This is a genomic window from Bradyrhizobium sp. LeoA1Lang, from assembly GCF_055413685.1.
The window spans coordinates 1-15138 of the sequence record NZ_JBVAPG010000179.1 but is presented as its reverse complement, the minus strand read 5'-3'; the positions used below and the strand labels follow the sequence as shown (position 1 = coordinate 15138).

Below are 15138 nucleotides of genomic sequence, written 5' to 3'. Positions count from 1 at the left end.
CGCAAACCGCGCTTCACTCTCTCCATGCTGATCGAGATTCATCTGGCCCCTCCGTGCGCCAAATTCTGAATCTCTCCAAATACTTGATTCTCAGCCCTAACGGCCGCGACCTTCTGACTCAGTAAGACTAATCCGCCCTACGCATCCTCACGCGTTGAACCAGCCGTGGGCGTCGCCGGTGAAGGAGAAATAGAGCCCCGCCGCCGTCAGCGCGCAGGAGATCACCTCGACGCCGCTGTCGAGCTGGATGCCGGTGCTGCCGATCACCTGCAACAGCGAGATCACCGACAGCAATAGCACCGCCGCCAGCACCCAGCGCGGCCAGTTCTTGCGGTGCTGCGCCGCCAGGTAGACGAAGTAGACCAGCAGCAGGATCAGGCCGGCCTGCATCCAGGTGACGACCGTGATCATCTGCTCGGTCATCTCGCCACCCGGGGTGCGGTCCTGGAACGCCACCGACAGCGCGTCCAGCGTCAGCGACAGATACAGCAGCACCTCGAACAGAAGCACGTTTCTGGGTACTTTCATCGGAAGAGCCCGATCATTCCTTGGGAAACTCCAGTCCCATTTCCCGGTAGCGGTCGGGATCGTCGCCCCAATTTTCGCGCACCTTGACGAACAGGAACAGATGCACGGGAACGCCCGTGATCTCGGCGATCTCCTTCCGCGCCTCTGCGCCGATCGACTTGATCGTGGCGCCGCCCTTGCCGAGCACGATCTTGCGCTGGCTCTCGCGCTCGACAAAGATCGTCTGCTCGATGCGGATCGACTTGTCGTTGCGCTCGGTCCAGCTATCGGTCTCCACCGTCGATTGGTACGGCAGTTCCTGGTGGAGCTTTTGGTAGATCTTCTCCCGCGTGATCTCGGCCGCCAGGTGCCGCATCGGCGCGTCCGACATCTGGTCCTCGGGATAGAGGAACGGCCCGGCGGCCACCATGCTTGCCAGTGCCCTGCGCAGATCGTCGACACCATCGCCTGACAACGCCGAGATCATGAAAGTGTTCTCGAACCGCAGGCGGTCGTTGGCGGCCTTCGCCGAGGCGAGCAGCTTTTCGCGCGGCACCAGGTCGATCTTGTTCAGCACCAGGATCTTCGGATGGGCCACGCTATCGAGCTTGGCGAAGATCGCCTCGGCTTCCGCATCGATGCCGGACTTGGCGTCGAGCAGCACGCAGACGAGGTCGGCGTCATGCGCCCCGCTCCAGGCAGTCGACACCATGGCGCGGTCCAGCCGCCGCCGCGGCGCAAAGATGCCGGGCGTGTCGACCAGGATAATCTGCGCATTGCCCTCGATCACGATGCCGCGGATCAGCGCGCGCGTCGTCTGCACCTTGCGCGAGACGATGGTGACCTTCGAGCCGACCAGCGCGTTGACGAGCGTCGACTTGCCGACGTTCGGCGCCCCGATCAGGGCGACGAAGCCGCAACGCGTCCCGGCCGGATCGGTCTCCGCCCTCGACTCAGCCGTCATGACTGCCGGCGCCTTCGCGGGCGATCATTGCGGACGCCGCCGCCTTCTCCGCCGCGCGCTTGTTCGGGCCGACGCCTTCGGCCGGCGCCAAGCCCGGCAGATCGACGGCAACGCGGAATTGCGGATCGTGATGCGGCCCGGTGCGTTCGACCTCGCGGTAGACGGGCGTCGGCAGGCCCCTGCTCTGCGCCCATTCCTGCAGCATGGTCTTGGGATCGCGCAGCGGCCGGCGGAGCTTGCGCATCCGGTCGATCCAGTTCCGCTCGACGAATTTCGCCGCGGCCTCGTAGCCGCCGTCGAGGAAGATCGCCCCGATCACGGCCTCGCAGACGTCGCCCAGCACGGATTTGCGCAACCGTGCCCCCTCGACCGCCTTGACCATGCCGAGCTTGATGTCGTCGAGCAGGCCGAGTTGCTCTGCGACGTCGGCGCAGCTTTCCTTGCGCACGAGATCGGCGAGACGCTTCGACAATTCGCCCTCGTCCGCGCGTGGATGGGCGCGATAGAGCATGTCGGAGATGATCAATCCGAGCACATGGTCGCCGAGGAACTCAAGCCGCTGGTAGCTGTCGGCGCGGTGGCGGGTGGCCGGCTTCAGCGCGGAAACATGGGTGAACGCCGTCATCAATAGCGCCGGATCCGAGAACTTGTAGCCAATACGCGCCTCGGTTGCGGCGACCGCCTCCTTCTCGGCGACCGCCTTGCTGGCCTTGCTGCGCTTCTTCTTCGGCGCAGCGGTGCCGACCGCGTCGGGCTGCTCGCTCGGCTCGCCGGCAGTCGGAAGACTCTGGATGACAGGCGTATCGTCTTTCATCGCACGATGGTGAATAGGCGATTCCAGCGCACCGCGGTCGGCCAACGCCAGAACATCCAGGCGTGCTCGCCCTCGCCGATCGAGAAGAAGATCATCTGCGCGCGGCCGACGAGATTCTCGAAGGGCACGTAGCCCACCGCCGACAGCACGCGGCTGTCGGTCGAATTGTCGCGATTGTCTCCCATCATGAAGAAGTGGCCGGCCGGCACGGTGTAGACATTGGTGTTGTCGTAGAAGCCATTATCGACGCAATCCAGCGTCTCATAGCTGACGCCGTTGGGCAGCGTCTCCTTCCAGCGCTTGACACGTGCGGTCGCCTCGGATCCGCAGGGGTCCTCGCCGATGAAGTCGCTGAGCCGCTCGCGCTTGATCGGGACGTCGTTGATGTAGAGCAGCCCTTCCTTCATCTGGATGCGGTCGCCGGGCAACCCGATCACGCGCTTGATGTAGTCGGTCGAATCATCCTTCGGCAGGCGGAAGACGACGATGTCGCCGCGGTTCGGCTCCGAGCCGAAGATGCGGCCGGAGAACAGGGGCGGCGACAGCGGGATCGAGTAGTGGCTGTAGCCGTAGGAATATTTCGACACGAACAGGTAGTCGCCGACCAGCAGCGTCGCCTTCATCGAGCCAGACGGGATGTTGAAGGGCTGGAACAGGAAGGTACGGATCACGAGCGCGATGATCAGCGCGTGGATGACGACCCGGACTGTCTCGCCGAGGCCGCTTTCGGATTTCGTCCCTGTGGTCACGCTCATCGCTTTCCCAATTCCCGCAACTGCCTTAACTGCGCGGTGGCAGAACGCGCTCCTCACGCGAATCGCGCTTTCCGCGTTCGCGTCACGAAGATGTTCCTACGTCTGGTGTAGAGAGCAAGTCCCGGCGCGAACCCGAATTTGCCCTGGCTCGGTTTACCCTGCGGCGTTTTAGACGGTTGTTACGGGGCGCGCAATCAAGAGCCACGTTAAAACTTCATAATCAATTGAAAAATCAACGATTTTTTAGTTTTACCCGATTCCGGAGCGCCGCACTGTCCACCGACTCAAGGTTTGGCCGGCGCGACCGCCGAAATTATGACGAAGGCCTGCGCGAGCGGCCAGTCGTCGGTGATCGAAAGGTCGATCTGCGCCTCGAGTCCATCAGGGGTGATTTGCTTGAGCCGCTCCAGTGCCCCGCCGGTCAACCGCATGGTCGGGCGCCCCCCGGGCAGGTTCACCACCCCCATATCGCGCCACCAGACGCCGCGCATGATCCCGGTGCCGAGCGCCTTGGCGCAGGCCTCCTTGGCGGCGAAGCGCTTGGCATAGGTCGCGACCACCATCTTCTCGCTGTTGGCGCGGCGCAGCGCCTTGGCGCGCTCGACGTCGGTGAAGATGCGGTCGAGGAAACGGTCGCCGTGGCGCTCGATCACCTTGGCGATCCGGGTGATGTCGATCAGGTCGGAGCCGATACCGAGGATCATGCCGCGCCCGCACCCTCGATCGCCTTGCGGCCACGGTCCATCGCCGCGCGCATGGCGCGGACGGTCTCCTTCAAGCCGACCAGGATCGCCTCGCCGATCATGAAGTAGCCGATATTGAGTTCCCTGATCTCGGGCAACGCCGAAATCGTCTCGGCCGTATCATAGTCGAGCCCGTGGCCGGCATGGACCTCGAGCCCGGCCGCCTGCGCCATTTTGGCGCCTTCGACGATGCGCCGCCACTCGGCTTCCGCTTTTTCCCTGTCACCGTCGACCACGGCATCGCACCAGCCGCCGGTATGGATCTCGATCACCGGCGCCTTCAGCCTCGCCGCCATCTCGATCTGCCTGGGGTCGGCGGCGATGAACAGCGACACCCGGATGCCGGCGTGGCTCAGCCGCGCGATGAACGGGGCCAGGGCATTATGCTGGCCGACCACGTCCAGCCCGCCCTCGGTGGTAAGCTCCTGCCGCCGTTCCGGCACCAGGCAGACCGCATGCGGCTTGGTGGCGAGCGAAATCCGGAGCATGTCGTCGGTCGCCGCCATCTCGAAATTGAGGGGCTTTGATATCTCCGCCTTCAGCCGCGCCATGTCCTCATCGCGGATGTGGCGCCGGTCCTCGCGCAGATGCGCGGTGATGCCGTCGGCACCGGCCTCGATGGCCAAGAGCGCCGCGCGCACCGGATCGGGCCGCGCCCCGCCCCGCGCATTACGTAGCGTCGCGACGTGATCGACATTGACTCCAAGGCGGAGCGGCGGAACGGGCATGATGTAACTCGCTGCCAGAAAACCTAGACTGTCATGCGCGGGCTCGACCCGCGCATCCATCTTCTTGAAAAGATGGATTGCCGGGTCAAGCCCGGCAATGACGATGACCTACCCATTGACGCGCTCGACCCGTGCCACCACGGCCTTCGCGCGCAACTGGGCGAGAATAGCGCTCAAATGCTTGAGGTCATAGACCTCGAGGTCGATGGTCAGCTCGGTGAAGTCAGGCGAGCGGCGCGACATGTGGATGTTGTCGATGTTGCCGTCATGCTCGGCGATCACGGTCGCGATCTGCGCGAGGCTGCCGGGCTCGTTGACGTTGTGGACCAGGATGCGCGCCGGGAAGCGCTGCGGCATGGTCTCGTCGATGTCCCAGCGCACATCGAGCCAGCGCTCGGGCTCGTCCTCGAAATCCTTCAGCGCCGGCGACTGGATCGGATAGATCGTGATCCCCTCGCCCGGCGTCACGATGCCGACGATGCGGTCGCCCGGCACCGCGCCGCCGTTCGGCGCGAACTTGACCGGCAATTCGGAATTGATGCCGCGCACCGGGATCACCGAAGCCGCGCGCGCCGGATGCGGCGGCGTCTGCGCCTTGGCGGCAAGCGCCTTCTTGGTGCCGTAGCGCACCAGCCGCTCTTCCTTGTAATCCGGATACATCGCGCGCGCGACGTCGGAGGCTTTCAGTTCGCCACGGCCGACGGAAACCAGGACATCCTCGATCGAGGTGCGCGCCAGCCGCGGCAATGCGCCTTTCAGCTTGTCGTCGGCGTATTCGATCTTGGCGCGGGCGAACAGGCGGTCGATGATACGACGGCCGAGCCCGGCATATTGGTCGCGCACCGCGGCGCGGGTGGCGCGCCGGATCGCGGCGCGCGCCTTGCCGGTGATCGCGAGCGCTTCCCAGGCCGACGGCGGCGCCGACTGCGCCTTCGAGGTCAGGACCTCCACTTCATCGCCGTTCTGCAGCTCGGAGGACAGCGGCGCGAACTTGCCGTTGATCTTGCAGCCGACCGCGCTGTTGCCGACGTCGGTGTGAACGGCATAGGCGAAGTCGATCACATTCGCGTTGCGCGGCAGCGCGATCAGCTTGCCCTTCGGCGTGAAGCAGAACACCTGATCGTGAAACAGCTCTAGCTTGGTGTGCTCCAGGAACTCTTCCGGATTGGCGCTCTCGGAGAGAATGCCGATGGTATGGCGCAACCAGGCAAACGCGTTGGACTCGTGCTTCAACCGCTCGGTCGGCGAGCCCGTGCCGTCCTTGTAGAACGCATGCGCCGCGATGCCGAATTCGGCGATCTGGTTCATCTCCTCGGTGCGGATCTGCAGCTCGACACGCTGCTTGCCGGGACCGATCACGGTGGTGTGAATCGAACGGTAGTCATTCTGCTTCGGCGTCGAGATGTAGTCCTTGAAACGCCCGGGCACGACCGGCCAGGTCGTGTGCACGACGCCGAGCGCGCGGTAGCAGGCTTCGACGTCGCCGAGCACGATCCGGAAGCCGTAGATATCGGACAACTGCTCGAAGCCGATCGACTTGCGCTCCATCTTGGTCCAGATCGAAAACGGCTGCTTGCGCCGGCCGTACACGCGCGCGGAAAGGCCGTTCTTCTGCAGGTTCTTCGAAAGCTGGCTTTCGATCTCGCCGATCAGATTGCGGTTGCGCTCGGCGAGCGCATCCAGCCGATGCTTGACCACCGCATAGGCTTCCGGATCGAGCACGTGGAACGAGAGGTCCTCGAGTTCCTCCCGCATCTCCTGCATGCCCATGCGGCCGGCGAGCGGCGCGTAGATATCCAGCGTCTCCTCGGCGATGCGGCGGCGCGAGGCCGGCGGCACGAACTCCAGCGTGCGCATGTTGTGCAGGCGGTCGGCGAGCTTGATCAGGAGCACGCGGACGTCATCTGCGATCGCGAGCAGCAGCTTGCGCAGGTTCTCCGCCTGCTTGGCCTCGCGCGAGACGAGCTCGAGCCGCTTCAACTTGGTCAGCCCCTCCACCAGCGCGCCGATCTCGTGGCCGAACACCTGGTCGATCTCGGCCCGCGTCGCCTCGGTATCCTCGATGGTGTCGTGCAGCAGCGCCGCGACGATGGTGGCGTCGTCGAGCTTGAGGCCGGTCAGGATCGCCGCCACCTCGAGCGGGTGCGAGAAATAGGGATCGCCCGACGCCCGGGTCTGGGTGCCATGCGCCTTCATGGCGTAGACATAGGCGCGGTTCAAAAGGTCTTCGTTGGTATCGGGATTGTAGGAGCGGACGCGCTCGACCAGGTCGTACTGCCGCATCATGCGGGCGCGCGGCTTGGGCGGCTTCTGCACCACCGCGGAGTCAGGCGCCACCGCGACCGCGTCGGTCGCAGCCTGCATCTGGCGGGGTGTGCGGCGCCAATACGCCATGGAATGACTGCCTCAACTCGCGAGCCGACCGCGGCTCGCGCCTTTAATCTAGTGCGCTTTCGAACCAAGCTTTAGCCTGTTCGAACCGAAAATCGTTCAATTTCCGTCAAGGCTTCAGGGACGCATCTCGCGGTCGGAATGTCAACAAAAGCAAAGGCCCGGGCAGTGCCCGGGCCTTCAGCCAGTTCAAACGTGTTGGGGACCGCCGCGAGGACCTATTCGTCCTCTTCGGGCTGCTCTTCCGGCGGCGCGAGGCCCTCGAGGCCCTTCAGCAGCTCTTCCTCGGTCATCCGCTCCATCGCCACTTCGGTATCATCAGCATCGACACTGGCGCCGGCCGAACCGATCAGCGGCACGGTGTCGGGCTCCGGCTCGTCGACCTCGACGAACTTCTGCAGCGAGTGCACCAGTTCCTCGCGCAGGTCTTCCGGGGAAATAGTCTGGTCCGCGATCTCGCGGAGCGACACGACCGGGTTCTTGTCGTTGTCTCGATCAACCGTGAGTTGTGATCCCGAGGATATCATCCTAGCGCGATGGGCAGCCAACAGGACCAGGTCGAACCGGTTGTCGACCTTATCAATGCAATCTTCGACGGTGACGCGCGCCATATGCTGTCGCTCCGTTAAGTTGGGACAGGAATTTGCTGATTATTGTGCGTTAGTTATAGGGCGAAGCGGGGTTTCGCAAGATTAAATTTGTGATTTGCCTTCGCCCAAACCTCTGCTAACCCGTGAGGGGGCCAGAAGGCCGGAGCGTCCGTAACGCGGCTAAGCGCCGTTGTGGACAAGTAACTCTCTTCATTGCATCGTCAAAAGTGTAGGTATTTCGCCCTCGCCGCACCATAATTGCGATGGTGACTGTGGTTGGGAAAGATTCACCGGACTTTAGGCTGCAACGCGAAACTAAGGTGCGCGGCTCGTCGCCGCTGCGCCGAGAAGCTAACAAAAGGCGAGAAACTTTGATGTCGTCACCCGTTTCCAACAAGATCGCGCTCTTTATCGATGGAGCCAATCTGTATGCAACCGCCAAGACGCTCGGGTTCGACATCGACTACAAGCGCCTCCTGAAGGAATTCCAGAGCCGCGGCACCCTGCTCCGCGCCTTCTACTACACCGCGATCATCGAGGATCAGGAGTATTCGTCCATCCGGCCGCTGATCGATTGGCTTGACTACAACGGCTACACCGTCGTCACCAAGGCCACGAAGGAGTTCATCGACGCCAGCGGCCGCCGCAAGGTGAAGGGCAACATGGACATCGAGCTCGCGGTCGATGCGATGGAACTTGCCGAGCATATCGACCAGATGGTGCTGTTCTCCGGCGACGGCGATTTCCGCTCGCTCGTCGAGGCGGTGCAGCGGCGCGGCGTCCGGGTAACCGTAGTCTCGACCATCGCAAGCCAGCCGCCGATGATTGCCGACGAACTCCGCCGCCAGGCCGACGTCTTCACCGACCTGGTGGAACTGCAATCCAAGCTCGGCCGCGACCCGTCCGAGCGCCCGGCCCCGCGCGAGCGCGGCGAGTCTCGCCACCACGCGCCGCAATTCCTGCAGCGCGCCACCACCACGGCGCCCCGGGCCGATGACGACGATTTCGACGACTAGCCTCCTTCCCGCCTCCATCGAACCCGATAGCAACTGCCCGCTCTGTCCGCGGCTCGCCGAGTTTCGCGCCGAGGCGCGTACGAAGCAGCCGGGCTGGTTCAATTCGCCGGTGGCGTCCTTCGGCGACGCCGAGGCGCGGCTGCTGGTCGTCGGGCTGGCGCCGGGGCTGCAGGGCGCCAACCGCACGGGGCGCCCCTTCACCGGCGACTATGCGGGTGACCTGCTCTACGCGACGCTGCTGGAGTTCGGCTTTGCCGAGGGCGTCTACGAGGCGCGGCCGGACGACGGCTTGCGGCTGATCGATTGCCGGATCAGCAACGCCGTGCGCTGCGTGCCGCCGCAGAACAAGCCGTTGCCGATCGAGATCAACACTTGCCGAAAGTTCCTGGTGGCGACGATCGCGACCATGCCCAGGCTGCGCGCCATCGTCCTGCTCGGCCGCATCGCGCATGAATCGACGGTGAAGGCGCTCGGCCTGCGCAATGCCACTGCGCCCTTTACGCACGGCGCCGTGCACAAGGCAGGCAATATCCACCTCTACGACAGCTATCACTGCTCGCGCTACAACACGAATACCGGCGTGCTCACGCCGAAGATGTTCCGCGACGTATTCGCTCGGGTGCGCGCGGACTTGGATCGCTGATCCGGTAGGGTGGGCAAAGCGCAGCGTGCCCACCTTTCTTGCACCGGCCGTGAATGGTGGGCACGCTGCGCTTTGCCCACCCTACAAATCTAATTGCTTACCGGATTTTCCCGCAGCCATTCCAGCACGTCGCCGGCGTTCCGGTCGGGCGGGAACACCGGATAGAAGACGTGGGTGATGCGCCCGTCGTCGATGATCAGCGCCAGCCGCCTGATCAGCGTCAGCCCCGCCACTTCCATGGTCGGCAGTTTGAGCGCCCGCGTCAGCTCGAGCGTCTCGTCCGAGAGCACCGGGAACGGCAGATGCAGGCGCGACGCCATCTCGGTCTGGTATTCGTTGCTCTGCGTCGACAGGCCGAACACGTGGCTGGCGCCGGCGGCCTTGAGCTCGGCGAACAGGTCGCGGAAGGCGCAGGTCTGCGGCGTGCAGCCGCGCGCGCCCGGGATCATGTCCGAGTCGTCGACGAGCGCAATCTTGCCGGGCTCGCCGGTGCGCGGATAAGCGAACACCACGGTGCGTCCCTTCAGCGAAGACAGTGTCACTGACGTATCGTCGGTCGCCACCAGGCTGACTGGCGGGATCGCCATGCCCTCCAGATGCGCGGCGCCGCCATCATCGGTCGGCGCGGGGATCTTGCTCCAGTCGACTTCAAGCAGGTTTGGTTGAGCCATCTTACGCTCCGTCATGTGGCGAATGGCGAGTAGCGAATGGCGAATAGGGAAGGTCTCCGCCGCTATTCGCCATTCGCCACTCGCTATTCGCTTATCTCACCCCCGCGCGCGCAGCAGGCGGCCCTTCTCGCGGCCCCAGTCACGCTTCTTTTCGGTCTCGCGCTTGTCGTGCAGCTTCTTGCCCTTGGCGACCGCGAGCAACAGCTTGGCGCGACCGCGTTCGTTGAAATAGAGCTTCAGCGGGATCAGCGTCATGCCTTCGCGATCGACCGCGCCCATCAACTTGCTGATCTGCTTCTTGTGAAGCAGCAATTTGCGCGGGCGCTTCGGCTCGTGATTGAAGCGGTTGGCCTGCAGGTATTCCGGGATATTGGCGTTGATCAGCCATATCTCGCCGTTCTTGGAATCCGCATAGGACTCCGCGATCGTGCTCTTGCCGCCGCGGATCGACTTCACCTCGGTGCCGGTCAGTGCAATGCCCGCCTCGATGGTGTCCTCGATCGCATAGTTGAAGCGCGCCTTGCGATTCTCGGCGACGACTTTGATCGGACGTTCGTTTTTCTCGGCCACTTCAGGATTTCTTGAGGAGATCGCGAATTTCGGTCAACAATTCTTCCTGCCGGGTCAATTTCGCCGGCGCCGGCGCTGCCTCTTGGCTGCGCTTCAACTGGTTCATGAGCCGGATCACGATGAACAGCACGAAGGCGACGATCAGGAAATTCAGGGTCAGCGTCAGGAAACTGCCCCAAGCCAATACGGCACCTTGCTTCTTGGCGTCCGCGAGGTTGCTGGCGGTAACCGCCTTCGACAGCGGCGTGAAATAGTTGGAGAAGTCGAGCCCGCCGGTGATCGCGCCGATCACGGGCATGATCACGTCGCCGACCAGCGAATTCACGATCGCGCCGAAGGCCGCGCCGATGATGACGCCGACCGCGAGATCGACGACATTGCCCTTCATCGCGAACTCTTGGAATTCCTTGAGCATGCGAAGCCCCTTCTCCTCGACCTGGCCGACCGGACCAGCCAGGCGCCACCCGACGTGCTTTAGTTAATCAGGCCGGCATGCACCATGGCACTGCGCACGGCCACGCGCGTGGATTCGGCAACCGGCACCATCGGCAGCCGCAGCCGCTCCTCCAGTTTGCCCAGCAGCGACATCGCGTATTTCACCGGCCCGGGATTGCTCTCGACGAAGAGGTTGGTGTGCAGCGGCATCAACTTGTCGTGCAGCTTCAGCGCGGTCGCGACATCGCCCTTCTGCCAGGCGGCATGGAACTCGGCGCATAGCCGCGGCGCCACGTTCGAGGTCACGGAGATGCAACCGTGGCCGCCATGGGCCATGTAGCCGAGCACGGTCGCGTCCTCGCCCGAGAGCTGGTTGAAATCCTCACCCATCGCCGCCCGCTGCTGCGACACCCTCACCATGCTCGCGGTGGCGTCCTTGACGCCGGCGATGTTCTTCAGTTCCCACAGCCGCATCATCGTGTCGACCGACATGTCGATAACCGAGCGCGGCGGGATATTGTAGATAATGATCGGGATTCCAATCGCATCGTTGATCGCCTTGAAGTGCTGGTAGAGCCCCTCCTGGGTCGGCTTGTTGTAATAGGGAGTGACGACCAGCACGGCGTCGGCGCCGGCCTGCTCGGCGTGCTCGGACAGCTCGATCGCCTCCTTGGTCGAATTGGAACCGGCGCCCGCGATGACCGGCACCCTGCCCTTGGCCTCACTGACGCACCATTCGACCACCCGCTTGTGCTCGTCATGGCTGAGCGTCGGGCTCTCGCCCGTGGTGCCGACCGGAACCAGGCCGTTGGTGCCCTCGGCGATCTGCCAGTTCACCAGGGAGCGAAAGGCCGCCTCGTCCACGGAGCCGTTCTTGAATGGCGTCACCAAAGCGGTGAACGAGCCGCGGAATTTTGTCTTGGCTGCCATGGACTTCCTCCAAACACTTCTAAGGGTTGCGGCGCGGGTCAGAAAGGCCAATTCATATCGAGTCCGGCGGCCAGGCGAAAGGGCCGCAGTCCCCGTCCCATTGCCAGCCGCGATTTTGCCGCTGTCATGGCGCAAATATCGCTTCCGCGACACTTTTAGCAATTTGTCCACATATTCAATCAAATACAGCTAAGGCCTCAGCGATCAGATGATTCGCCGCCGCAGAGGAAAGCCGTGCCCCCTTCCCCCCGCGCTGCCGCATTGCGATCGACCGCCTTGGCGACATCGCTAGCGTTGGCCTTCGCCCTGGCCGCGATGGCAGAAGCCGCGGCCGGCCCAAATGTTCCCTTGCCAAAGCCGCGGCCGATCGCGCGCAGTGTGGTTCCGAAAACCACGCCTGCCGCCACCACGCCCGCACCTGCAGCCGCCAAGAATACCGCCACCGCTCTCAAGGCTACATCGTCCAACGCACCTGCTCCGCCCCCAGCCCATTTGGCGCCGGCCACGCGCCAGCATGCGGCGCCGGCGCGGAGCAAGCCGACGGTGCCTGCCGCTGTGGCCGCGACCTCATCGACTTCGCAGAGCGACAAGGACGCGCTCGAGAACGTCATCGAGCTCGTCCGCAAGCAGAAGCCCGGCGATGCGACCCATGTCGAGGCGACGATCTCCGACCCCGTCGCCAGAAAGCTCGCCGAGTGGCTGATCCTGCGCAGCGAAAACAACGGCGCCTCGGTCGAACGCTACCGCGCCTTCATCTCCGCCAACCCGAGCTGGCCCTCGCAGACCTTCTTGCGCCGCCGTCTCGAGGCTGCGCTGTGGGACGACCGCCGCGAAGATGCCGCGGTCTGGTCGTGGTTCGAGAACGAGTCGCCGGTCTCGGCCAAGGGCCGGTTCGCGCTGGCCAAAGCGATGCTCGCGCGCGGCGACCGCGCCAATGCCGAGCGGCTGGCGCGCGAGGCCTGGCGCAGCGATCCCATGAGCGAGGACACGGAAACCACCGCGCTCGACCTGTTCGGGGCGCTGCTCACCGCCGGCGATCACAAGGCGCGCATGGACACGATGCTCTATGGCACCGAGCAGGAGGCTGCCGGCCTGCGCGCGGCCAAGCGGCTGGGCTCGGGCTATCTCGCGCTCGCCAAGGCACGGATCGGCGCCAACAAGAGAGCATCCAACCTGAGGGCGCTATTGGAAGCGGTGCCGCGCGAACTGCACGGCGACACCGGCTATCTGTTCGCCCGGATCCAGTTGCTCCGCCGCGAGGAAAAGTTCGCGGAAGCGGCGCAGTTGATGCTGAGCACGCCGAAGGATCCGGCGAGGCTGTTCAATGTCGACGAATGGTGGATCGAGCGGCGCCTGCTGGCGCGCAAGATGATCGACGTCGGCGAGAACCGCACCGCCTATCTGATCGCCCGCGATGCGGCGCTGCCCGCACGCGACATCTACAAGACCGAGCAGGAGTTCACCGCCGGCTGGATCGCGCTGCGCTTCCTCAGAGATCCCGGGCTCGCCGCGCAGCATTTCGCCCGCATCGGCGTTGGCAGCGTCAATCCAACCGCGCTGGCGCGCGCCGGCTATTGGCAAGGCCGCGCCGCCGAAGCCGCCGGCCGCAACCAGGAGGCGCGCGCGGCCTATCTGCGCGCGGCCGAGCAATCGACCAGCTATTACGGACAGCTCGCGCGGGCCAAGCTCGGCTTGCCGCAGATCGAGCTGAACGGTGTCCCGGGCGCACGCGGCCGCGGCGTCGAACGGTTGGAGATCGTGCGCGCGGCGCAACTGCTCTATGAGCTCGACGAGCGCGAGTTCGCAATTCCCCTGCTCGCCGACATGGGCGAGAACGGCGACCCTGAGGCGCTGGTCGGGCTCGGCGAACTGACGGCGCGCTACAGCGATGCGCGCGGCATGCTGTTGATGGGCAAGGCCGCGCTCAACCGTGGTCTGCCGTTCGACTTCTACGCCTATCCCATCAACGGGATTCCGTCCTTCAGGTCGATCGGCCCGGACATCGAGCGGAGCATCGTCTATGCGATCGCGCGGCAGGAGAGCGCGTTCAATCCGGCCGTGGTTTCGCCGGCGCAAGCCTATGGGCTTATGCAGGTCACGCCGGATGCGGGGCGCTATGTCTGCAAGCGCGCCGGCGTCGCGTTTGATCTGAACCGGATGAAGACCGACTCGGTCTACAACGCCGCGCTTGGCGCCGCCGAACTCGGCGGATTGCTCGAGGACTATCGCGGCTCCTACATCCTCACCTTCGCGGCCTACAATGCCGGCCGCGGCAGCGTGCGGAAATGGATCGATCGCTACGGCGACCCGCGCGATCCCAAGGTCGACGCGGTCGACTGGGTCGAGCTGATCCCGTTCTCCGAGACGCGCAACTATGTGCAGCGGATCATGGAGAACTTGCAGGTCTATCGCGCGCGGTTCGGCGGCGGCACGCGGCTGCAGATCGAAGCCGACCTCCACCGCGGTGCCAGCGTCGAATAGGCGAATAGCGAATAGAGAGTGGCGAATGGCAGGGCAGGTTGGCGGTCCCGAGCAGCGCGCTTAACGACAGATGCGGCGACCCTGCTGTTGCGAACACACGGAGGCCCTGGGCTGGTTCGGAGTGCCATCTGTGAGCGCGAAGAAGGGCGAGATCGTCTGAGCCGGGCTGCAAGCCATGGGCGCCGAGACAAGATTGCGGGGAACAGGGAACCCAGAGGGCTTTCAACCGCCTGAGAGGCCGTTCCGCGTTATTTCTCGACACCGGTAAATGTTAGGGTTCAGCCAGCCGTGACAGCCTGCCCTATCCCCTGGCAAGCCGATCGCACCATAACTCTTTGAAATAATTAGAATTACTGCGAAAATCCACTTTCAAGATCAGCACTGTCCGATCGAGTCGCGTGTTAAACGTCAGATGTTATCCACAGCGTAATCAGGCCTCGGGTCGCCAACGCCGGCGCACAGTCCGGTGTCCCCTCAATCTGCCGCTTGCGGCTCGCCCGCGCGTCGTGCATATCGGCGCAGCCGGAGACGTGGCCGAGTGGCTGAAGGCGGCGGTTTGCTAAACCGTTATAGGCTTGTAAAGGCCTATCGAGGGTTCGAATCCCTCCGTCTCCGCCATTTGCACTCTATAGTTCGATATTGCCGCCGATCACCGCATTCTACCAAGCGGGTCTAGCACCGCTGATTCTACTGTCTTGGAGACTAGTTCGGCGCAATCAGGCGGCTTACGACCCCAAAGCGGACCTGACGCGTCGGTGCAGTCCGTCGGGCGACTAACATTACAGTTGTCTTTTTGTTTTGAAGTGCGCGCGCTGGGCGGCGGCCTGGTGAGCTCTACGCCAAAGTGACCATGCGATGATGTGTGCGGGTTGGATTCGCTTTCGAGCGAGTCTGATGGCG

15 protein-coding genes and 1 tRNA gene are annotated in these 15138 nt (G+C 64.0%); 4 read left to right on the top strand and 12 right to left on the bottom strand.

Going from position 1 to position 15138, the window contains the following annotated elements; genetic code table 11:
- Positions 1–147 precede the first annotated feature (147 nt).
- The 8 genes from ACZYOF_RS36550 to rpoZ all read right to left on the bottom strand — a co-directional run bounded on the left by ACZYOF_RS36550 (position 148) and on the right by rpoZ (position 7513).
- On the bottom strand, positions 148–528 hold the full coding sequence (locus tag ACZYOF_RS36550; protein WP_130581849.1) for a hypothetical protein: 381 nt from the start codon (positions 526–528) through the stop codon (positions 148–150).
- 13 nt (positions 529–541) lie between these two features.
- On the bottom strand, positions 542–1471 hold the full coding sequence (era, locus tag ACZYOF_RS36545) for a GTPase Era (protein ID WP_463718801.1): 930 nt from the start codon (positions 1469–1471) through the stop codon (positions 542–544).
- Positions 1461–2285, bottom strand: coding sequence for a ribonuclease III (gene rnc, locus ACZYOF_RS36540; protein ID WP_130581847.1), 825 nt, complete (start codon positions 2283–2285; stop codon positions 1461–1463). The genes era and rnc overlap by 11 nt, the downstream gene beginning before the upstream one ends.
- The gene (gene lepB, locus ACZYOF_RS36535) at positions 2282–3040 is read right to left on the bottom strand and encodes a signal peptidase I (RefSeq protein ID WP_130581846.1); all 759 of its coding nucleotides are present in this window, start codon (positions 3038–3040) and stop codon (positions 2282–2284) included. Before lepB ends, rnc begins: the two co-directional genes overlap by 4 nt.
- A 284-nt stretch (positions 3041–3324) precedes the next feature.
- Positions 3325–3744 (bottom strand): holo-ACP synthase, encoded by a 420-nt coding sequence (acpS, locus tag ACZYOF_RS36530; RefSeq protein WP_282530765.1) that lies wholly within the window; start codon positions 3742–3744, stop codon positions 3325–3327.
- Positions 3741–4511, bottom strand: a complete 771-nt coding sequence (locus tag ACZYOF_RS36525) for a pyridoxine 5'-phosphate synthase (protein ID WP_463718800.1) — start codon at positions 4509–4511, stop codon at positions 3741–3743. Before ACZYOF_RS36525 ends, acpS begins: the two co-directional genes overlap by 4 nt.
- Before the next feature lie 108 nt (positions 4512–4619).
- Complete coding sequence (locus ACZYOF_RS36520; protein WP_394567066.1) at positions 4620–6905, bottom strand: RelA/SpoT family protein; 2286 nt, start codon at positions 6903–6905, stop codon at positions 4620–4622.
- A 215-nt stretch (positions 6906–7120) separates the two neighbouring features.
- On the bottom strand, positions 7121–7513 hold the full coding sequence (rpoZ, locus tag ACZYOF_RS36515) for a DNA-directed RNA polymerase subunit omega (RefSeq protein WP_027583153.1): 393 nt from the start codon (positions 7511–7513) through the stop codon (positions 7121–7123).
- A gap of 353 nt (positions 7514–7866) precedes the next feature.
- Between rpoZ and ACZYOF_RS36510 the strand changes: the two genes are divergently transcribed.
- Both ACZYOF_RS36510 and ACZYOF_RS36505 read left to right on the top strand, forming a co-directional pair.
- Entirely contained in the window at positions 7867–8508 is a 642-nt protein-coding gene (locus ACZYOF_RS36510; RefSeq protein ID WP_028166658.1) for a LabA-like NYN domain-containing protein, read from the top strand.
- The gene (locus ACZYOF_RS36505; RefSeq protein WP_463718799.1) at positions 8486–9151 is read left to right on the top strand and encodes a uracil-DNA glycosylase; all 666 of its coding nucleotides are present in this window, start codon (positions 8486–8488) and stop codon (positions 9149–9151) included. Before ACZYOF_RS36510 ends, ACZYOF_RS36505 begins: the two co-directional genes overlap by 23 nt.
- Before the next feature lie 89 nt (positions 9152–9240).
- Here the strand turns inward: ACZYOF_RS36505 and ACZYOF_RS36500 are convergent, their stop codons facing one another.
- The 4 genes from ACZYOF_RS36500 to dapA form a co-directional block, all read right to left on the bottom strand.
- Positions 9241–9822 (bottom strand): peroxiredoxin, encoded by a 582-nt coding sequence (locus ACZYOF_RS36500; protein ID WP_463718798.1) that lies wholly within the window; start codon positions 9820–9822, stop codon positions 9241–9243.
- A gap of 96 nt (positions 9823–9918) precedes the next feature.
- Positions 9919–10392, bottom strand: coding sequence for an SsrA-binding protein SmpB (gene smpB / locus ACZYOF_RS36495; RefSeq protein WP_130584182.1), 474 nt, complete (start codon positions 10390–10392; stop codon positions 9919–9921).
- A 1-nt stretch (position 10393) separates the two neighbouring features.
- Complete coding sequence (gene mscL, locus ACZYOF_RS36490; protein ID WP_282530770.1) at positions 10394–10807, bottom strand: large conductance mechanosensitive channel protein MscL; 414 nt, start codon at positions 10805–10807, stop codon at positions 10394–10396.
- A gap of 59 nt (positions 10808–10866) precedes the next feature.
- The gene (gene dapA, locus ACZYOF_RS36485; RefSeq protein WP_463718797.1) at positions 10867–11757 is read right to left on the bottom strand and encodes a 4-hydroxy-tetrahydrodipicolinate synthase; all 891 of its coding nucleotides are present in this window, start codon (positions 11755–11757) and stop codon (positions 10867–10869) included.
- Between the two features lie 315 nt (positions 11758–12072).
- On the opposite strand from dapA, the gene ACZYOF_RS36480 reads away from it, so the two are divergent.
- Together ACZYOF_RS36480 and ACZYOF_RS36475 are read left to right on the top strand one after the other, a co-directional pair.
- Complete coding sequence (locus ACZYOF_RS36480) at positions 12073–14238, top strand: lytic transglycosylase domain-containing protein (RefSeq protein ID WP_463718802.1); 2166 nt, start codon at positions 12073–12075, stop codon at positions 14236–14238.
- Positions 14239–14762: 524 nt separating this feature from the next.
- Positions 14763–14856, top strand: a tRNA-Ser gene (locus tag ACZYOF_RS36475).
- Positions 14857–15138 lie beyond the last annotated feature (282 nt).